Below are 19,962 nucleotides of genomic sequence, written 5' to 3'. Positions count from 1 at the left end.
CGAAGCGAAAGCGATTGCCGGAGAAACATCCTTTATGGAACAGGGCGTCGCCCAATCGGGCGTCTTGTGGGCCGTTCTCACTTGCGCCGCAGCAGTGGAGCCAGCACCGGCCAGACGTTGTCGAGCAACGCGGGCTGGGCCTGCTGGGTCGGGTGCATCTGGTCGGACTGGAACATGTCGGGCTTGTTTTCGATGCCGGCCAGCAGGAACGGCACGAGGCGCGCGTTCAACTCGTGCGCGAGCGTGGTGTACATCGCGTGAAAGCGTTGCGTGTACGCTTGTCCGTAGTTGGACGGCACGTACATGCCGACGAGCACGACCTTCGCATGGCCCTGCTGGGCTTGCTCGATGATCGTGCGCAGGTTGTCTTGCGTCGTGGCCAGCGGCACGCCGCGCAGCGCGTCGTTCGCGCCTAGCTCGACGACGACGATCGACGGCTTGAGCCGCGCCATCAGCTCAGGCATGCGCGCACGGCCGCCGCTCGTCGTATCGCCGCTGATGCTCGCGTTCGCGACGCTATAATCGATTCGCTGTTCGGCAAGCCGCTTGCGCAACAGCGCAACCCACCCGGTGTCCTGAGCCAAGCCGTACTCGGCGGAGAGGCTGTCGCCGAGCACGACGATGACAGGGCGGGGCGCCTCCGCGCTGCGTGCGGGCGTAGCGGTGAACGACGAAAAAGCAAAGAGGCCGGAGGCCGTCAGGGCGGCCACAGCCGCCGTACCGAAAATCCAGCGACGCTTGTTCATGCCAGAAAACACCAATGCCATTATCGAAGTGCGCGGTTTATGCAAGCGGGTCAAGGATGCGACGGGCGATCTGACGATACTCGACGACATCGAGTTCGACGTCGCCGCCGGCACGAGCGTGGCGATCGTCGGCGCGTCGGGCTCGGGCAAGTCGACGCTGCTCGGCTTGCTCGCGGGCTTGGACAATGCAACGTCCGGTTCGGTTCGCTTGCTCGGGCACGATCTTTCCCGGCTGTCGGAAGACGAGCGTGCGCGCCTGCGCAACGGCTCGATCGGGTTCGTCTTCCAATCCTTTCAATTGATGCCGCACATGACCGCGCTCGAAAACGTTCGCTTGCCGCTCGAGCTTCAAGGCGGGATCGACGCGGGCGAAGCCACGGTGCGCGCGCGGGCACTGCTCGAGCGTGTCGGGCTGGGGGCCCGGATGCGGCACTATCCGAAGCTGTTGTCGGGCGGCGAGCAGCAGCGCGTTGCCCTGGCGCGCGCGTTCGTCACGCGCCCGGCGATTCTGTTCGCCGACGAGCCGACGGGTAGCCTCGATGCCGCCACGGGTCATGCCGTCATCGACCTCATGTTCGACCTGAACTCGGCACACGGGGCCACGCTGATTCTCGTGACTCACGATACCGAATTGGCGCGCCGCTGCGCGCGCACGGTGACGATCGAGGCGGGCCGCCTCGTGCGGCACGGCCCGCCGCACGCTTAACCGCGCGCCGCCTGGCGTGCGCGCTCGATCAAGGCCGAGGTCGACGAGTCGTGCTTGTGTGCATCGAACGTAGCGCTCGTGAGATCGGCCTCGACGACTTTGCCAAGGATCTTGCCGAGCTCGACGCCCCATTGGTCGAACGGGTTGATGTTCCAAACGGCCGCTTGCACGAGCACCTTGTGCTCGTATAGCGCGATCAGGGCACCGAGCGAGCGTGGCTCGAGCGCATCGAGCAGCAAGGTCGTCGACGGCCGATTGCCTGGGAACACGAGGTGCGGCACGAGTTCGGGCTTGTCGCTACCCGCCACCTTGCGCGCTTCCTCTTCGGTCCGCCCGAGCATCAACGCTTCGCTTTGCGCGAAGCAGTTGGCGAGCAGCTTCGGATGGTGGCTGACGAGCGCGTGCTCGGGTCGCAGCACGGCAATGAAATCGATCGGCACGATCGTCGGGCCCTGGTGCAGCATTTGGAAGAACGCATGCTGCCCGTTCGTGCCGGGCTCGCCCCAGGTCACCGCCGAGGTGGCGTAGTCGACGTAGGCGCCGTCTAGCCGCGCCTGTTTGCCGTTGCTCTCCATTTCGAGTTGCTGCAGGTACGACGGCAAATAGTGCAGCGCCTCCGAGTACGGCGCCACGAGGTAGCTCTGCAGCCCGAAGAAGTTGCGATACCAAATGCCGATGAGGCCGAGCAGGACCGGCAGATTGCGCGCGAGCGGCGCGTCGCGGAAATGGCGATCCATGTCGTTCGCGCCCGCGAGCAGGGCGTCGAAGTGCGCCGCACCCACCGCGATCATGATCGACAACCCGACGGCCGACCACAGCGAGTAGCGCCCGCCCACCCAGTCCCACATCTCGAAGACGTTCTCTTCGGCGATCCCGAACTTCACGACCTCGGCCGGATTGGCCGAAACGCCGACGAAGTGCTGGGCGAGCGCGCTTTCGGGGCAGCCTGCACTCAGGAACCAATCGCGCAGCGAGCGCGCGTTCGTCATCGTTTCGAGCGTCGTGAACGTCTTGGAGACGATGATCGCCAGCGTTTCCTCGGGATCGATGCGGGCAAGCACGCGCGCCAAGTCCGCGCCGTCGACGTTCGAGACGAAGTAGCTCGAGATATCGGGATGCGCGAGATGCGCCAACGCATGCACGACCATCTTCGGCCCGAGGTCCGAACCGCCGATGCCGATGTTCACGACATGGCGAATGCGTTTGCCGGTGTAGCCGATCCAGGCGCCGCTGCGGACGCGTTCGGCGAAATCGGCCATCTTGGCGCGTTCCGCCGCCACCTGAGCATGAAACGGCGCGTCGGCCTGCGTTGCGCGCAAAGCAGTGTGTAGGGCTGCGCGGCCTTCGGTCGGATTGACGACCTCGCCGGCGAACATCGCGTCGCGCCGCTTGGCCACGCCGGCTTCGTCGGCCAGTGCCACGAGCAGGCGCAGCGTTTCGTCGGTGATGCGGTTCTTCGAGAAGTCGGCCGTGAGGCCGCCGCCTTCTACCGTGAACCGCTCGGCGCGCGAGGGCTTGCCCGTATCGGCAGCGAACCAGTCGCGCAGCCGTTCGTCGCGGATCTGTTCGTAATGCGCGGTGAGCGCGGACCAAGAGGAAAGCGAGTTCAGCGTCTTGTGCGTCATAGGCGTGGGTCTAACGAAGCGAAGGAGTGAACGCGCGGGCGGAGCGCTTGCGCGGCTACGGTCGGTCAGTATAGCGGCGTTGGCCGGCGAAAGACCAACCCAACGGTCGGCCGACAACCGTCCGACGGAAGGCCGACATCGTGGGACGCGCCTGTCCGTTCGTGCGCGAGGCGCGCTATCATCAGACGTTTTTCACACCGGCAATAACCAGCACAATGACAAAAATGGGCCTCCGCGCTGCCGTCGCAGCGCTTTTCGCATGCGTATCGATGAGCGCGCTCGCGCAAACGACCGACCTCGACTGCGCTAAACCGCATCAGAGCACCGAACGCGCGATCTGCGACAATGCCGCGCTGCGTGCACTCGATGCTCGGGCGAGCGCCTACTACGCGATGCTGCTCGAAGCGAAGCCTGCAGCGGACACGAAGGTCTACCACGATTTCCGGGACGGTTTGCAGGCGGATCGGCTCGCATGGCAACACGACAAGCGCGACGCATGCGGGGCGCAACTTTCGTGCCTCGCGGAGGCCTATCGCAATCGGGTCGATGCGTTGCGCGAGACGGCGCTCGAACATCTCGGGCTGACCGTGACGGCCGCTCCGGCCAAGAGCCAGCCGTCGGGGCCCTCGATCGACTACAAGAACGCCATCTATCGCATCGACGGCAAGGACGTGACGCTGCTCGAGGGCCAGCACGCGCAGCCGGCCGCCGAGGGATCGTCGGAACAAGACGTCACGCGCGTCGTGGAGCCTCCTGAGCATGCGATGGGCAAGCTAGGCGGGCGCTCGACCGTGGGCGTGTTCGTTTCCCAAGAGGGCGCGGGCAGCGGTACGTTCTACTACGTGGCCTTGGTGTTCAACGACGGGCGCGCCACGACCTTTCAGATCGGCGACCGAATCCAGCCGGTCGGGATTTCGATCAATGGCGACGATCTCGTCGTCAGCTACCTCGACCGCAAGGCCGACGAGCCGATGGCCGTGCCGCCGACCGTGCCGAAAGAGCGCCATTTCGCGTATATGAATGGGCAGATTTTGGAGCGGCCGCCGGCGGCGAGCGCGGCGAAATAGGGCGGGCGCATCACGTGAAGGTTGATTGACGGCTAGAACGGGGCGTAGGTAGTCGTCCATATTAAAAAAAGAGGAGAACGCAATGCCGTTTCAAGCCGTTTCTACAGCGCTCGATGATGGATCGGGCGGCAATTTCCCGCCCGACATGAGGAAATTTTTCAATCAGTGTGGCTCCGCGCATTACAACGGGTCGCTCAAATTCTCGGACGCCCGTCATCGGGACAGGGTCGTTCCAATTTTTCATGACGATTGCCTGGAGAACAAGCCGGAGACATACACACTTCTCCGGCGGATTCGCAAGGCTATGCGGAGCGGGCCGAACGTCGTTGGCCGGTTCGAGGTGGAAGCGCGGTCCATCCATCAGAACGAGCATGGCTATTTACCGTACAAGGACGACCCTTCCCCGACCCGCTATGAAGTCAACGCCCCAGTCATTCTGAATGCCGCGAAGACAGTCGGTGCTTTACCGCACAATCAGGCATCGGCCAAAGCGAAGACGAGAGGGCAGTTCATGGAATATACGTGCCAAGACAATATGCACGTGAATTGCCGGTTCGTCGTCGATTACCGTTTCGGTTTTGTCTACATGACCTTTGGGCATTATCATGCGGATTCGTTTGCACTACTCATCAGGTCACCCGCGGAATTGTACTTCGAAATCATCCCGACACTGCCCGCATTGGATACCCGTTTCGTACAATGACATTGCCCAACGGGACCTCCTTCGGTCGGCCTAACGATCGCGAGCAGGGTAAATCAGCCGATTGAGCAAGTCGCGGACGACAGGCGCCAATTCACCTGCGGTCACCCCCGCGGGGCCGCGACCGCTCGCCGTCAGCGTCTCGGCGGCCCAGCCGTGCAAATAAACGCCGGCCAACGCTGCCTCGTAGCTCGGCAGGCGCTCGGCCAACAGGGCGCCGATGACGCCTCCCAGAACGTCTCCCGTGCCGCCCGTTGCCAGCGCCGCATTGCCCGTCGGATTGACGGCTGCGCGGCCATCGGGCGAGGCGATGACGGTCCCCGCGCCTTTGAGCACGACGACGGCGCCGTAACGCGCAGCCAGCGCGCGCGCCGCGCCGATGCGGTCGCGCTGTACCTGGGCGGCGTCGCAGCCCATCAGCCGAGCCGCTTCGAGGGGATGCGGTGTCAAGACGCACGTACCCGCTGCACCGCCGGTCTCGAGTTGGGGGGCCACGTTGCCGCCGGCGCTCGATGCGCCGCGTGCGACGAGCGCCGCGGCCAGGGATGCCTCGCGTGCAATCAAATTGAGCGCATCCGCATCGAGCAAAAGCGGAAGGTCGCACGCGATGGCCTGCCGCAGCGACGAGACGGCCCGCGGCCCATGCCCCATGCCGCATCCGATCGCCACGGCATCCATGGCCTCCAATCCAAATCCGAGCGTGCCCGGCGGATGCAGCATCAGCTCCGGAAAGGGCGGATCGTACGGTGGTGCGCCTTCGCCGATGAACGCGACATGGACCTTGCCCGCGCCCGCATGCAACGCGGCCCGCGCAGCGAGGATCGGCGCCCCGCACATGCCCGTATCGCCGCCCACGACGGCCAAGCTGCCGAACGTTCCCTTATGCGAGGCAAACGAGCGGTCAGGGAAGTGCCCGGCGAACAGCGACGGCGCATTGAGCCGGACGACGTCGTGCGCGACCGGCAAATCGACCCCGAGCGGCGCGACCGTGAGGCTGCCGGCCAAGTCGCGCCCATGCGTCATATAGAGCCCCGGCTTCGCGCCGAGGAAGGTCACCGTGTCGGTGGCGCGCACCGCCGTGCCGCCCCCGACGACGTTGCCCGTATCGCTATCGAGCCCGCTCGGTACATCGAGTGCCAACACTCGTCCACGCGTGCCCGCCCGAGCGCTCATGCGCAGCGCCAAATCGGCAAAAACCCCTTCGAGCGCTCGGCGAAGCCCGATGCCGAACAGCCCATCGATCACCCATCCATAACCGTCGAGCGACGGGGGCGGCACGTGCGAAATGGGCACGCCCGCGGCGCGCGCTTCGACAAGCGCCCAGCGCGCGTCGTCGGCCGTCGCTTCGATCGGCATGCAAACTTCGGCCGCGATCCCAGCCTGCCTGAGCCGAGTGGCGGCCACGAGCGCGTCACCCCCGTTGTTGCCGGGCCCCGCGGCGATCCAGACGGCGTGCTCCGCGCCGAGCGAACCGTCATGAGCCGCATGCTCGACGAGATACTGCGCCGAGGCGGCCCCCGCACGCGCCATCAGCGTGTGCTCGGGCAAGAGCGCCGCGCCCTCGACTTCGAGCGCGCGCAACTGCGCGACGGTGAATAGCGGTAGCGGCCGGTCGGCCGGAGAAACGAGCAGCGGCGGATGAGCGGGCGAGGAGGCAGTGTCGGTCATGGCGAGCGCTTTCAAGGGCAGTCTCGAACGTTCGGGCGCGCGGGCCTGCGGTCGCACCGATCATGCCGAGCGGCGCGGCCACCTACCGTCGGCGTGGGCGCGCCCGCGCATCCGGGGCGCGATCGGATCGCCTTCACCTGATCGCCAAACGGGCTGCGGCCCGATCAGCTCGCGAAGCGCTCGGGCCGCAGCGCGGACAGCGTATCGGGCGGCACGCTCGGTGCCGTTTCCGAGATCAGATCTGCGATCACTTTAGCAGAGCCGCAGGCAAGCCCCCAACCGGCGGGGCCATGCCCGCAATTGACGAACAGGCGCGGATGCACGGCATTGCCGACCACGGGCAAGCCGTCGGGCGAGAGCAAGCGCAGTCCTTCCCAGGCGTGAGCGGCCGAAATTTTCGCCGCGCCGGGTATCCAATCGTGCGTGGATTGCGCAAGCAGAGCAGTACCCGCTTCGACGAGCGACTCGGACAGGGGCTTATCGAGTTCGCGCTCGGGCTGGAGCACGGCGGCGCCGGCTGCGCGAATGCGCTGATTCATCCGCGTCATCGAGATGCGCCGCACCGAATCGACGACCGTGAGATGTGGCGCGCATTCTTCGTAGGCAATGGGGGCCGTAAGCGACAACATGCGGATCGGATGGAACGGCAGCGATAGGCCGAGCCGTTCCAGCAGCGGCTTGCTGCCGGCGCCGGCAGCCACGACGATCGCATCGCAGGACACGACGTCGACTTCGCGCGCGCTTTTGCGCTCGCCTTCGGCGGGTGCAAGCTCGACAGCCGCGCGCTCGTTCTCGAGCCGGATCGCCTCGACCGCGCGCCCGAACAGGAATTGGACGCCGCCTTGCTCGTCGAGCACCTGCTTGACGAGCTTCGTGAACAGCGGACAGTTGGCCGTCCGTTCCTGCGGGAACATGACCCCGCCCGCAAAAGCAGGCTCGGTGGGGATCGAGCGTTCGGCCTCGGCGCATTCGGCCGCCGACAGCACGTTGTGATGCATCTCGAACTCGCCGAGCAAGTCCAGCGCCGCTTGTGCCTGGCCCCATTCGCGCGGATCGCGCGTCACGTGCAACACGCCTTCGTGCTGTTCGAATTCGAGATGAAAGCCTGCTTCGATCGATGCGATCGCTTCGCGAGAGAGTTCGACGAGCGGGCGCAGCCGCTGCCATTGCGCGCGAAACGCATCGGCCGGCTGCAGCGATGCGAGTTGGCGGGCGAAGCGGCGTGCGCTCGAATTCAGGCCCGGCCGATAGACGACGCCGCGCCGGCTGCCGAGGAACGTGGGGCCGAACCATGCGTCGAGCGGCGTCGGCAGCACGATGCCGCCATGTCCGTAGGTGGCGCCTTGGGCGACTGTCGCATGGCGCTCGACGACGCACACGCGGTGGCCGGCAGCACGAAGCTGGTAGGCGGTGGCGACGCCGACGATTCCGCCGCCGATGACGATGACATCCATGATTTGCGTAAAGAGGCCAGACGATGCACGGCGAACGGCCGCGGCGCGAAACGCGGCAAGCGCCGTGCCGAATGCCTAGCGAGCGCGCCGGCAATCGCCGCGCTCGCTTGCTGCCCGCTTGCTGCTTACTTATTGCTCGTTGCTTGCGTCCCGGCGCGATGCCGCACCGGTGAGGCAAACCGCGCATGATAGCGCCAAACGGATTCGGATGGCTTGGTAAGAAACGCAAAATCGAGGCGGCCGCGCGACCTGGACCGGCCCGCGGCCCCGTCCGCACGGCCGCGGCCAGGTCCGTGCAATGCGCGCGCGGGCCGCGCGATCCGCCTATCGGGGACCGAGTTCCAGGTATAATCTCGGTCTTCCTTTCGCTTCACGTCGTGGTATGCGCGCGCGAACCGCGCGATGCCCGGCTCATCGACGCCTACGTCCTTCCATGGCCCACTTCTCGTGCTTCCCCGGTGCTTCGGCGCTTTCCGATTTCCGTCAAACCCGCCTGCTCGAAACGCTGGAGCGCATCGACGCCAACATCGTCGGCGTGCGCGGCCAGTACCTGCATTTCGTCAACGCGCTGACGCCGCTGTCGGCGCAGGACAACGAGCGCATCGAAGCGCTCTTGCACTACGGCGAGCCGTTCCAGCAAGGGGAAGGGCGTGGCGCTGAGGAAACGTTCCTGGTCGTCCCGCGCATCGGCACCGTTTCACCGTGGGCGAGCAAGGCCACCGACATCGCGCACCACTGCGGGCTCGAGCACGTGCGCCGCATCGAGCGCGGCATCGAATTCACGGTCACGTTGAAGTCGGGCCTGACCGGTTTGCTCGGTGGCAAGAAAGCGCTCGCCGATGAAGCGCGCGCTGCCGTGGCGGCCGCGCTGCACGACCGGATGACCGAAAGCGTCGTCGCGTCGCGCGAGCACGCACTGCATCTGTTCGACGAGCTGCCCGCCAAGCCCCTCGCGACGGTCGACGTCCGGGCGCATGGCCGCGCGGCGCTCGAGCGCGCGAACGGCGAGCTCGGCCTCGCGCTGGCCGAAGACGAAATCGACTACCTCGTCGACGCCTTCTCGAAGCTAGGCCGCAATCCGACCGACGTCGAACTCATGATGTTCGCGCAGGCGAACAGCGAGCACTGCCGCCACAAGATCTTCAATGCGCAATGGACGATCGACGGGCAGCCGCAGGACATCTCGCTGTTCCAGATGATCAAGAACACGGAAAAGCTCAACCCGCAAGGCACGATCGTCGCGTATTCGGACAATTCGTCGATCATGGAAGGCGGCCCGGCGGAGCGCTGGTTCCCGCGTCCGGCGCAGGCGGGCGAGAGCGACGCACAGGGCGAGCGCTATGGCCGCCATGTCGAGCTGACGCATACGCTGATGAAGGTGGAGACGCACAACCATCCGACGGCGATCTCCCCGTTCGCCGGCGCGGCGACGGGCGCGGGCGGCGAAATCCGCGACGAAGGCGCGACAGGGCGAGGAGCCCGGCCCAAAGCGGGCCTGACGGGCTTCACGGTCTCGAACCTCGAGTTGCCGGGCGCCGTGCAGGCTTGGGAAAACGCTCGCGACGCGGCTCGACCGTTGACGCTGCGCAATCCGAACGAGCCGCACGCGCCGTACGGGCGGCCCGACCGGATCGCGTCGCCGCTGCAAATCATGATCGACGGCCCGCTCGGCGGTGCCGCGTTCAACAACGAGTTCGGCCGGCCCAATCTGGGCGGGTATTTCCGCGTCTACGAACAAAACGTCGGCGGCCAGGTGCGCGGCTATCACAAGCCGATCATGATCGCGGGCGGCATCGGCAACATTTCCGATGCGCACACGCACAAGCACGATCTGCCGGCCGGCACGCTGCTCGTGCAGATCGGCGGTCCCGGGATGCGCATCGGCATGGGCGGCGGAGCGGCGAGCTCGATGGCCACGGGGGCGAACACGGCCGAGCTCGATTTCGACTCCGTGCAGCGCGGCAATCCGGAGATCGAGCGGCGCGCCCAGGAAGTCATCAACGCCTGCTGGCAGTTGGGCGGCAAGAACCCGATTCTGAGCATCCACGACGTCGGCGCGGGCGGCATCTCGAATGCCTTCCCCGAGCTCGTCGACGGCGCCGGCAAGGGCGCGCGGTTCGAGCTGCGCCAAGTCCCGCTCGAGGAAAGCGGTCTCTCGCCACGCGAAATCTGGTCGAACGAAGCGCAGGAGCGCTATGTGTTGGCCATCGCGCCGGCCGATTTGCCGATGTTCGAAGCGATCTGCTCGCGCGAGCGCTGCCCGCTGGCCGTCGTCGGCGTCGCCACCGAGGAGCGTCAACTGCAATTGATCGACGCGCACGCCGAAGGCGAGGCGGCCTATCCGGTCGACATGCCGATGGAAGTCCTGCTCGGCAAACCGCCGCGGATGCATCGCACCGTCGAGCGCGTCGCGGCCGAGCGCGCGCCGGTCGACGTCACCGGTCTGTCGCTCTCGGAGCTCGCCGTGGCGGTACTGAAGCACCCGACGGTCGCCAGCAAGTCGTTCTTGATCACGATCGGCGATCGCTCCGTCGGCGGCACGAGCGTGCGCGATCAGCTCGTCGGTCCGTGGCAAGTGCCTGTCGCCGATTGCGCGATCACGGCGGCCGATTACGCGGGTTTCCGCGGCGAAGCGATGACGATGGCCGAGCGCACGCCGCTCGCGGTGATCGATGCGCCGGCGTCAGGCCGCATGGCCGTCGGCGAGGCCGTGACGAACATCGCCAGCGCGCCGATCGCCTCGCTCGACAAGCTCAAGCTGTCGGCGAACTGGATGGCCGCGTGCGGCACGGCCGGCGAGGATGCCGCGCTGTTCGACACGGTGAAGGCGATCGGGATGGAACTGTGCCCGGCGCTGGGCATCAGCATCCCGGTCGGCAAGGATTCGCTGTCGATGAAAACGAAGTGGGACGAGCAAGGCGTGGCGAAGGAAGTCGTCGCGCCCGTCTCGTTGATCATTTCCGCGTTCGCGCCCGTTGACGACGTGCGCCGCCACCTGACGCCGCAACTGCGCAGCCAGGCCGAGGCCGGCGATTCGGTGCTGATCGCGATCGACCTCGGGCGTGGCAAGCACCGCCTCGGCGGCAGCATTCTCGCGCAAGTCACGCAGCAAGTCGGCAACAGCGTGCCCGATGTCGACGATGCCGAGGACTTGAAACGCTTCTTTACGGCGATCCAAACGCTCAATGCAGCCGGCCGATTACTCGCCTACCACGACCGCTCGGATGGCGGCCTGTGGGCGACCGTCTGCGAAATGGCATTCGCGGGCCACGTGGGCGTCTCGCTGAACGTCGATATGCTCACGCTCGACGCTGCGCACGAGTTCGACTACGGCGATGCGAAGGATTGGGCCAAGCAGACGAGCGGCCGCCGCGATGAGCAGACGCTGCGCGCGCTGTTCTCCGAAGAGCTCGGCGCCGTCGTGCAAGTGCGCGCGGCGGAGCGCGACACCGTCCTGGCCGCGCTGCGCGAGCACGGCCTCGGTGCCTGCTCGCACGTCATCGGTAAGCTCAACGAGCGCGACGTCATCGAAATCTATCGCGACGCAAAGAAGATTTACGACGCGCCCCGCGCGCAATTGCAGCGCGCATGGAGCGAAGTCAGTTGGCGGATAGCACGGCTGCGCGACAACCCGGCTTGCGCCGATGCCGAATACGATGCGCTGCTCGACGCGCAAGACCCGGGCATCACGCCGCATCTGACGTTCGACCCGAGCGAGGATGTAGCCGCACCGTTCTTGAACGTCGGTGCCCGCCCGCGCGTCGCGATCTTGCGTGAACAGGGCGTGAACTCGCACTTGGAAACGGCCTACGCGTTCGACCGGGCAGGCTTCGATGCCTACGACGTTCATATGAGCGATCTGCTCGCAGGCCGCGCGACGCTCGCGGATTTCAAGGGTGCCGTCGCGTGCGGCGGATTCTCCTATGGCGACGTGCTGGGGGCGGGCGAGGGCTGGGCAAAGACGATTCGCTTCAACCCCCAGTTGGCCGATATGTTCGCGGCGTTCTTCGGGCGGCCCGATACGTTCGCATTGGGCATCTGCAACGGCTGCCAGATGATGAGCAGCTTGGCGTCGATGATTCCCGGCGCCGAGGCGTGGCCGAAGTTCACGCGCAACAAGTCCGAGAAATTCGAAGCACGCTTCTCGTTCGTGCGCGTCGAGTCGTCGCCGTCGATTTTCTTTGCGGGGATGGAAGGATCGCGGATTCCGGTGGCGATCGCACACGGCGAAGGCTTCGCCGACTTCTCGCAGCAGGGCGATGCATCGCAGGCACGCGTGGCGATGCGCTTTGCCGATCATCAGGGCGAAGCCACGGAGCGCTATCCCTTCAACCCGAACGGCTCACCGGCGGGGATCACGTCGGTCACGACGGCCGACGGCCGCTTCACGGTGCTGATGCCGCACATGGAGCGCGTGCATCGCACGGTCACGATGAGCTGGCATCCGGAAGGTTGGGGCGAGGCAAGCCCATGGATGCGCGTGTTCCAAAACGCGCGACGCTGGCTGGGATAAGGAAACCCTGCCTCAAAACGACGATGCCGCCCGAGGGCGGCATCGTTGCTTCGTCTTCGAGATTTTGCGGCTGCGGCATGCAGCGCTGACCTCGTTTTACTGGATCTTAGCCTTCGTGCGCAAGTTCTGCTCGAACGCTTGCACCTTCTCCTGCTCGATCTGCTGAACGATCTGAGCCTTCACTTGATCCAGCGGCGGCGGCGTGATGTCACGGATGTCGTCCACGCGGATGATGTGCCAGCCGAACTGCGTATGCACCGGCGTGTCGGTCATCTGGCCTTTCTTCAGCTTCTCGGCTGCCGCGGCAAATTCAGGCACGTAGGTGTGCGGGTTCGCCCAGTCGAGATCGCCGCCATTCTTGCCCGATCCCGGATCCTTCGAGAATTGCTTGGCGAGATCCTCGAACTTCGCACCCGCCTTGATCTTCGCGATCAAGTCCTTTGCCTGCTGCTCGTTGTCGACGAGGATGTGATGCAGGTGATATTCCTTGCCGCCCGCTTGCTTGACGAGTTCGTCGTAACGCGCCTTCACCTCGGCGTCGGTCGGCTTGCTCTTCGCCGCATAATCTTCGATCAACGCGTGCAGCACGACGCTCTGCTGAGCCACCGCCATTTGCGCCTTCACGTCGGCACGGTTCGGAATCCCTTCACGCACCGCTTCTTGCATGAGGATTTCGCGGTTGATGAGTTCCTGCTTCACCGCATCGTGCAATTGCGGCGTGTCTTGCTGGCCTTGCTTCACGAGTTGCGCGACGAGCGCGTCGGCACGCGATTTCGGAATGGCCGTGCCATTGACGACGGCGATGTTCTGCGCGAAGGCCGGGGCAGCCGCGAATGCGGCCAGCATTACCCAAAGACGGGTTTTTTTATGCGTCATACGGAAGTTCCTAGCGTTCCTGTCGAAATGAATCGGTTCAGACGGCGCGCCGCGGCTTGCCGCTTTACCTGGGCATGCCCGGAAAAGGCGGGAAGGGGCGCTCGAGGTTCAACTCTTCGAGACGTCGGCGACGAGATGAGTTCACGCGCCGGGCAGCCGAGTAAATTCCTCGGGCGTGTAGGCCGTGATGGCGAGCGCGTGGATTCCACGTTGCATGACGTCGGCCAGCGCATCATACACTAGCCTGTGCCGCGCCACGCGTGGCTTGCCCGCGAACGCACCGGCCACGATCGTCACGGCGTAATGCCCGCCCGCGGCCGCGCCGGCATGGCCCGCGTGCTGCGCGCTGTCGTCGCGCACGTTCACCGATTGCGGCGCGAGCGCTTGCTCGAGCCTCGATTCGATGAAGGCGATGCGCGCCTCGGGGGACGCGCCGAGAAAATCGGAGGATTCGCTCATTGCTCACTCCTCCTTCATGTACTTCGCCAGCCAAAGGCTTTGGGCCACGATGAACACGACCATCGCGCCCGTCGTTCCGAACAGCTTGAAGTTGACCCACTGCGCTTCGGTGAAGTTGCCGACGACGTAGAGATTCGCGATACCGAGCGCGACGAAGAACAGCGCCCAGGCGATGTTGAGCTTATCCCAGACGTCCACCGGCAACGTCAACTGCTTGCCCATCATTTTTTCGATCAGGTTCTTGCGAAAGCCATAGCGGGCGACGGCCAGGCCCACCGCGAACAGCCAATAAAGCGCGGTCGGCTTCCATTGGATGAATTTCTGATTGTGCAAGACCAGCGTTGCGCCCCCGAACACGACGATGACGCCCAAGCTGACCCACAGCATCGGATCGACCTTCCGATGACGAAAGGCCACCCAGGCGACCTGCACGAGCGTCGCCGCGATAGCGACGGCCGTGGCCGTGAAGATGCCCCACAGCTTGAACGCTACGAAGAACAGGATGATCGGAAACAGGTCGAATAAAAATTTCATGAAAGGCCGAGGAGTCCAAAGGCGTCGAGGGACGGGGGCGTCGCACGCAGCAAGGCGGGTGGGCTGGCGTATGACCGCGCCATGCCGCGCGCCGCGACCGCAAGCTACTTGGGCTCGAATTGTAGCGCAGCCGAATTGATGCAGTAGCGCAGTCCCGTGGGCGCCGGGCCGTCCTCGAAGACGTGCCCCAAGTGCGCGCCGCAGTGCTTGCAGCGCACCTCGATGCGCAGCATGCCGTGCGAGCGGTCGGTCTTCTCTTCGATGACTTCGCCATTGATCGGCTTGAAGTAGCTGGGCCAGCCGCAGCCGGCGTCGAATTTCGTCGACGACTCGAACAGCGGGGTGCCGCAGCAGACGCAATCGTAGACGCCGCCCTCCCAATGATCCCAGTAACGCCCCGTAAACGGGCGCTCGGTCGCGGCGTGGCGCGTTACCTCGTACTCGATGTCGGACAGTTTCTCACGCCAATCCTCGTCGCTTTTCTTGACGTCATAGGTGTCGCGCGGGGCATCGGAGGAATCGGGCAAAGGGGTGGGGCGTTCGTTCATGGATGTCTCCGTTGAGCGGCGCGGCTTGGCACGCGCCGGGTAAGTGGCGCCGGCCGCGACCGGTGGCGCGGGCGTGCGCTGCGGCAGATCGATCGCAGCGCCCACGCGATCCGGTCCCGCGTGGGCCGACGATCCGCATTGCCTGATACGTCGCGGCGCAGCGCTTGGATGCATGCACGACGCGAACCGGCACGAGCAGGCGGGTACGCATATGAGTACGAGACAGCGGGCGACGCGCTCGGTTCACGACGAGCAGCTGACTTCGAGCGTACCGGCCCAGTCGGGCGGGAGCGCCGCGTACGCCTCGTGATCGGGCTGCTCGTCGAACGGCCTGCGCAATACCGCGGCGAGCCGCTCGAGCTCGGAAAAATCCTTTTCCTTCGCCCGCCGTATCGCGGTTTCGGCGAGATGGTTGCGCAGGACGAATTTCGGGTTCACCTGGTTCATCGCCGCGCGCCGCGTGGCGTCGTCGGTCGGATCGGCCGCGAGCCGCGCACGATAATCGGCGAGCCAGCCGTCGATCGCCGGTAAATCGAGGAACAGATCGCGCACGGGACCGTCGCCGTGCGCGTCGTGCTTCGAAACTCGCGCGAGGCCACGGAACGTCAAGGTGAAATCCGCGCGGCTCGCATGCATGAGTGCCAGCAGGCGGTCGGCCAGCGCGGCATCGCCGTCGCGCTGCAGGGCAAGGCCGAGCTTTGCTTGGAAGCGGCGTTCGAGCGCCGGCCCGAAGTGGTCTTTGAACCGCTCGAGCACCGCTTGCGCGTCAGCGACCGCGCGCTCGGTGCGTGCCGCTTCGTCGTAGCGCTCGCCGAAAAGCGGCAGCAGCGCCTGAGCCACGCAGAAGCAGTTCCAATAGGCGATTTGCGGCTGCATCCGATAGGCGTAGCGGCCTTGCGTATCGGAGTGGTTGCAGATATGGCCCGCGTCGAATCCGTCGACGAAGCCGAACGGGCCGTAGTCGATGGTCAGCCCGAGAATCGACATGTTGTCGGTGTTCATCACGCCGTGGCAGAAGCCCACGGCTTGCCACTGCGCAACCAAAAGCGCCGTGCGCTCGACGACGGTGTCGAGCAGCGCGAGATAGGGATCGTCGGCCCCGCGGCAGCCGGGATAGAAGCGGTCGATGACGTGATCGGCCAGAGCACGCAGCGCATCCGGCCGATCGGCGGCGTAGAAGTGCTCGAAGTGACCGAAGCGCACGAAGCTCGGCGCGACGCGCGTGACCACCGCGGCTGTTTCGATTTCCTCACGGCGCACGGGCTGGTCGGAGCCGACGACGGATAGGGCCCGCGTCGTCGGAATGCCCAGATGGTGCATGGCTTCGGAACAGAGAAACTCGCGGATCGACGAACGCAAGACGGCGCGTCCGTCGCCCATGCGCGAATAGGGCGTGCGCCCGCTGCCCTTGAGCTGCAGCTCGAAGCGCTCGCCGCCATGCTCGAGCTCGCCGAGCGTCAGCGCGCGGCCATCGCCGAGCTGCCCGGCCCATACGCCGAATTGATGCCCCGAGTAGACGGACGCGTACGGTAGCGCCTCGCTCGGCCACTCGCGCGTGGGGTTGCCTGCGAACAGCTCGGCAAAGCCCGGCTCGGCCACGATCGACGGATCGAGCCCGAGCATGCGGGCGGCTTGCTCGCTGAATCCGACGACATACGGCGCCGGCAGCGGGGCGGCCGGCAGCCGCGTATGGAAGGCGGTTCCGAGGCCGGCGAATGCGCCGGAGCGGGGGGTGGCCAGGGCTTCGGCCAATGACGAAATGCCTGCGGACGGCTCGGTCATGCTTGGGGAAAACGACATATTGAGGGCCTCTCGGTTACCCGATATTGTAAGTCGCCGCCTCGCGGCGCGCTGTGCGCGGCCCGAGACCCGCACGAGCGCATGACCGATCGAGCCCGGTAGGCTCCAACCGCCTCACCTCGCGAGGAGCGCTTCGCCATGCCAATGCCGTTGCTGGGCCAGATGATGGACGTGCCTTTGAACGTATCGACGCTGCTGACGCACGCGGCGCGCTATGCGGCGGATACCGAGATCGTCTCGCGCCGCATCGAAGGCGACATTCACCGGTACACCTATCGCGATTGCGAGCGCCGGGCGAAGCAGCTCGCGCAGGCGTTGATGCGGCTCGGCGTGCGGCAGGGCGAGCGCATCGGCACGCTCGCGTGGAACGGCTATCGACATCTCGAGGCTTACTACGGCACGACCGGTTTCGGCGCCGTCTGCCACACGATCAATCCGCGGCTGTTTCCCGAGCAGATCGCCTATATCGTCAATCATGCCGACGATCGCTACATTTTGTTCGATACGACGTTCGCTCCGCTCGTCGCCACGCTCGCGCCGCGCTGCCCAAACGTGAAAGGGTGGATCACGCTGGCCGACGATGCCGATGTCCCAGCGCTCGACGCGCCGCTGCTCGGCTACGAGGCGCTCGTCGGCGCGCAAGACGGCGATTACGCATGGCCCGTGCTCGACGAGCGGCTCGCGTCGTACCTGTGCTACACCTCGGGCACGACCGGTCTCCCGAAAGGCGCGCTGTATTCCCATCGCTCCGTCTACCTGCACGCAATGGGCGCGGCGCTGCCCGATGCGATGGGATTTTCCGCCCACGACTCCGTGCTGCCCGTCGTGCCGATGTTCCACGTCAATGCATGGGGCATCCCGCACGGCGCGCCGCTGGCGGGCTCCAAACTCGTTTTGCCCGGCAAGGATCTCGACGGCAAGTCGCTGTTCGAATTGATGGAAGCCGAGCGCGTCACGTTTTCGGCCGGCGTGCCGACGGTCTGGATGAGTCTGCTCGCCTATGTGAAATCGATCGGCGCGCGCTTTTCGTCGCTCGAGCGAACCGTGATCGGGGGCTCGTGCTGCCCGCCGTCGATGCTCGAAACCTTCGAGGACGAGTACGGCGTCCGTGTCATTCATGCCTGGGGCATGACCGAAATGTCGCCGCTCGGCACGCTCGCGCGGCTCAATTGGGAGCAGTCGCAGCGGCCGCTCGAAGAACGCCGGCGCTTGCTGCGCAAGCAAGGCACGGTCATTTGCGGCGTCGACATGAAAATCGTCGGTCAGGACGGCCGTGAACTGCCGCGCGACGGCGTGGCGTTCGGCGATCTGCATGTCCGGGGCCCCTGGGTCATCGATCGCTACTTTTCGGGCGACGAGGCGAGCGGCGAAGCCTCACCGCTCGTCGATGGCTGGTTCCCGACGGGCGACGTGGCGACGATCGACCCCGACGGTTTTCTCCAAATCACCGACCGCAGCAAGGACGTCATCAAATCGGGCGGCGAATGGATCAGTTCGAGCGAGCTCGAGAACATCGCCGTGGCGCATCCGGACGTCGCCGAGGCTGCCTGCATCGCCTGCCGCCATCCGAAATGGGACGAGCGGCCGCTGCTCGTCGTCGTGAAGCGGCCCGGTGCGACGGTCAGCCGCGAGGCAATGCTCGCGTTCTACGAAGGCAAGGTGGCCAAATGGTGGATACCGGACGACGTCGTCTTCGTCGACGAACTCCCTCATACGGCCACGGGAAAGCTCATGAAGCTTAAGCTGCGCGAAATGTTCCGCGATCACGTACTGGCGTGCGGCGGGGAAACCACGGCGCCGTGACGCCCGCGCCGCGAATGGAGGCACCGATGGCAGCGGACGATACCACCCTTGACGGCGTGGCCCCGGACACCCCCGAAGGCCACGCGCTGCGCTACGCCGTCGCCGCGGAGCACGCGGCCGGCGAAATTCCGGACGTGCCGGCCGATACGCCGTTGCGCACGATTGCGCGCGTGGCTGTGATCGGTGCCGGCACGATGGGCGGCGGCATCTCGATGAGCTTCGTCAATGCCGGGATGCCCGTTACGCTAGTCGAAACGCAGGCGGAGGCACTCGAGCGCGGCCTGGCCGCGATTCGGCGCAACTACGACGTCTCCGTCTCTAAGGGCAAGCTGACGGAGGCCGAACGCGATGCACGGCTTGCCCGCCTCTCGCCCACGCTTTCCCATGAGTCGATCGCCGACGCCGATCTCGTCATCGAGGCCGTGTTCGAAGAGATGAGCGTCAAGGAAGCGGTGTTTCGCCGAATCGATGCGATCGCGAGGCCCAGCGCGATACTTGCCTCGAATACGTCCACGCTCGACCTGAACCGCATCGCCCGCACGACGAAGCGTCCGGCCGACGTCATCGGCATGCACTTCTTCAGCCCCGCGAACGTCATGAAGCTGCTCGAGCTCGTGCGCGGGGAAGCGACGTCGAAAGACGTGCTCGCCACCGTCATGCGCGTGGCGAAGACGATAGGCAAGACCGCCGTTGTCTCCGAGGTATGCGACGGTTTCATCGGCAATCGAATGATCGAGCAGTATTTCCGGCAATCGCTGTTCATGCTCGAGGAGGGCGCGCTGCCCGAGCAGATCGATGCGGCGATCGAGCGTTTCGGCTTTGCGATGGGGCCGTTCAGAATGAGCGACTTGGCCGGCAACGACATCAGTTGGGCGATCCGCAAGCGACGTTATCGCGAAAGGCCGTCGCTGCATTACCCGCGCGTGGCCGACCGCATATGCGAAGCCGGCCGCTTCGGCCAAAAGACGGGCGCGGGCTGGTACGACTACGAGAGCGGCAAGCGCGAGCCGCGCGTATCGAGCGTCGTCACCGAGATGATCGTCGGGCATTGCGCGAGCATCGGCTGCGCACGGCGACCATTCGTCGATGAAGAGATCGTGGAGCGACTCGTCTACGCGCTCGTCAATGAAGGGGCGAAAATTTTGGCGGAACGTATTGCGTCGAAGGCCTCGGACATCGACGTCGTTTATCTGAACGGGTATGGCTTTCCCGCCTCGCGCGGCGGGCCGATGTACTACGCCGATACGGTGGGGCTCGATCGCGTCGAGCAAGCGATCCGCCGATATGCATCGCAGGTGAACGGCGATGCGTGGGAAATCGCGCCGCTGCTCGTCGAATTGGCGCGAGCAGGACGGCGCTTTACCGCCTAACCCAGGCAACGAAGGCGAGCGGGTTCCGGCGCCCCTTCATCTCATTAACATTCTGTAACAAACGTTTCGTCTCGCGCAAATTTCGAGACGATT

Annotated in this window: 14 protein-coding genes and 1 pseudogene; 6 read left to right on the top strand and 9 right to left on the bottom strand. The window is 65.5% G+C overall.

Going from position 1 to position 19,962, the window contains the following annotated elements:
• Nucleotides 1-77: 77 nt before the first annotated feature.
• Entirely contained in the window at nt 78-746 is a 669-nt protein-coding gene (locus ACTHNZ_RS24140; RefSeq protein ID WP_440545116.1) for an arylesterase, read from the bottom strand.
• Here ACTHNZ_RS24140 and ACTHNZ_RS24135 point away from each other — a divergent pair.
• On the top strand, nt 745-1,452 hold the full coding sequence (locus ACTHNZ_RS24135) for an ABC transporter ATP-binding protein (protein WP_440545115.1): 708 nt from the start codon (nt 745-747) through the stop codon (nt 1,450-1,452). The two genes, ACTHNZ_RS24140 and ACTHNZ_RS24135, sit on opposite strands and share 2 nt — an antisense overlap.
• Here ACTHNZ_RS24135 and pgi read toward each other — a convergent pair.
• The gene (pgi, locus tag ACTHNZ_RS24130; protein ID WP_440545114.1) at nt 1,449-3,077 is read right to left on the bottom strand and encodes a glucose-6-phosphate isomerase; all 1,629 of its coding nucleotides are present in this window, start codon (nt 3,075-3,077) and stop codon (nt 1,449-1,451) included. The two genes, ACTHNZ_RS24135 and pgi, sit on opposite strands and share 4 nt — an antisense overlap.
• Before the next feature lie 269 nt (nt 3,078-3,346).
• Between pgi and ACTHNZ_RS24125 the strand changes: the two genes are divergently transcribed.
• Entirely contained in the window at nt 3,347-4,144 is a 798-nt protein-coding gene (locus ACTHNZ_RS24125) for a hypothetical protein (RefSeq protein WP_440545113.1), read from the top strand.
• Nucleotides 4,145-4,226: 82 nt separating this feature from the next.
• On the top strand, nt 4,227-4,847 hold the full coding sequence (locus tag ACTHNZ_RS24120) for a hypothetical protein (protein WP_440545112.1): 621 nt from the start codon (nt 4,227-4,229) through the stop codon (nt 4,845-4,847).
• 30 nt (nt 4,848-4,877) lie between these two features.
• On the opposite strand, the gene ACTHNZ_RS24115 is transcribed toward ACTHNZ_RS24120, so the two are convergent.
• Nucleotides 4,878-6,512 carry an NAD(P)H-hydrate dehydratase gene (locus tag ACTHNZ_RS24115; RefSeq protein WP_440545111.1) on the bottom strand — a complete coding sequence of 545 codons (1,635 nt, stop codon included), beginning with the start codon at nt 6,510-6,512 and terminating at the stop codon, nt 4,878-4,880.
• A 164-nt stretch (nt 6,513-6,676) separates the two neighbouring features.
• Entirely contained in the window at nt 6,677-7,966 is a 1,290-nt protein-coding gene (locus tag ACTHNZ_RS24110) for an FAD-dependent oxidoreductase (protein ID WP_440545110.1), read from the bottom strand.
• Between the two features lie 433 nt (nt 7,967-8,399).
• On the opposite strand from ACTHNZ_RS24110, the gene purL reads away from it, so the two are divergent.
• Nucleotides 8,400-12,479, top strand: a complete 4,080-nt coding sequence (purL, locus tag ACTHNZ_RS24105; protein ID WP_440545109.1) for a phosphoribosylformylglycinamidine synthase — start codon at nt 8,400-8,402, stop codon at nt 12,477-12,479.
• Between the two features lie 96 nt (nt 12,480-12,575).
• Here the strand turns inward: purL and ACTHNZ_RS24100 are convergent, their stop codons facing one another.
• The 5 genes from ACTHNZ_RS24100 to ACTHNZ_RS24080 form a co-directional block, all read right to left on the bottom strand.
• The gene (locus ACTHNZ_RS24100) at nt 12,576-13,355 is read right to left on the bottom strand and encodes a peptidylprolyl isomerase (protein ID WP_440545108.1); all 780 of its coding nucleotides are present in this window, start codon (nt 13,353-13,355) and stop codon (nt 12,576-12,578) included.
• 141 nt (nt 13,356-13,496) lie between these two features.
• Nucleotides 13,497-13,814 (bottom strand): BolA family protein, encoded by a 318-nt coding sequence (locus ACTHNZ_RS24095; RefSeq protein WP_440545107.1) that lies wholly within the window; start codon nt 13,812-13,814, stop codon nt 13,497-13,499.
• A 3-nt stretch (nt 13,815-13,817) separates the two neighbouring features.
• A complete protein-coding gene (locus ACTHNZ_RS24090) occupies nt 13,818-14,348 on the bottom strand; it encodes a septation protein A (RefSeq protein ID WP_440545106.1) in 531 nt (176 codons plus the stop codon).
• 104 nt (nt 14,349-14,452) lie between these two features.
• Nucleotides 14,453-14,896, bottom strand: a complete 444-nt coding sequence (gene msrB / locus ACTHNZ_RS24085; RefSeq protein WP_440545105.1) for a peptide-methionine (R)-S-oxide reductase MsrB — start codon at nt 14,894-14,896, stop codon at nt 14,453-14,455.
• 243 nt (nt 14,897-15,139) lie between these two features.
• Nucleotides 15,140-16,696 carry a protein adenylyltransferase SelO gene (locus tag ACTHNZ_RS24080; protein ID WP_440545104.1) on the bottom strand — a complete coding sequence of 519 codons (1,557 nt, stop codon included), beginning with the start codon at nt 16,694-16,696 and terminating at the stop codon, nt 15,140-15,142.
• Between the two features lie 138 nt (nt 16,697-16,834).
• Here ACTHNZ_RS24080 and ACTHNZ_RS24075 point away from each other — a divergent pair, with 138 nt between their 5' ends.
• Nucleotides 16,835-18,499, top strand: coding sequence for a 3-(methylthio)propionyl-CoA ligase (locus tag ACTHNZ_RS24075; RefSeq protein WP_440545103.1), 1,665 nt, complete (start codon nt 16,835-16,837; stop codon nt 18,497-18,499).
• 68 nt (nt 18,500-18,567) lie between these two features.
• Nucleotides 18,568-19,869: pseudogene (locus ACTHNZ_RS24070) on the top strand (3-hydroxyacyl-CoA dehydrogenase NAD-binding domain-containing protein); the annotation flags it as partial.
• Nucleotides 19,870-19,962 lie beyond the last annotated feature (93 nt).

The sequence above is a fragment of the Trinickia sp. genome (genome assembly GCF_051953955.1).
Taxonomy (GTDB): domain Bacteria; phylum Pseudomonadota; class Gammaproteobacteria; order Burkholderiales; family Burkholderiaceae; genus Trinickia.
Note: the sequence above shows the minus strand (reverse complement) of the source record. Positions and strands in the feature narration are given on the sequence as shown.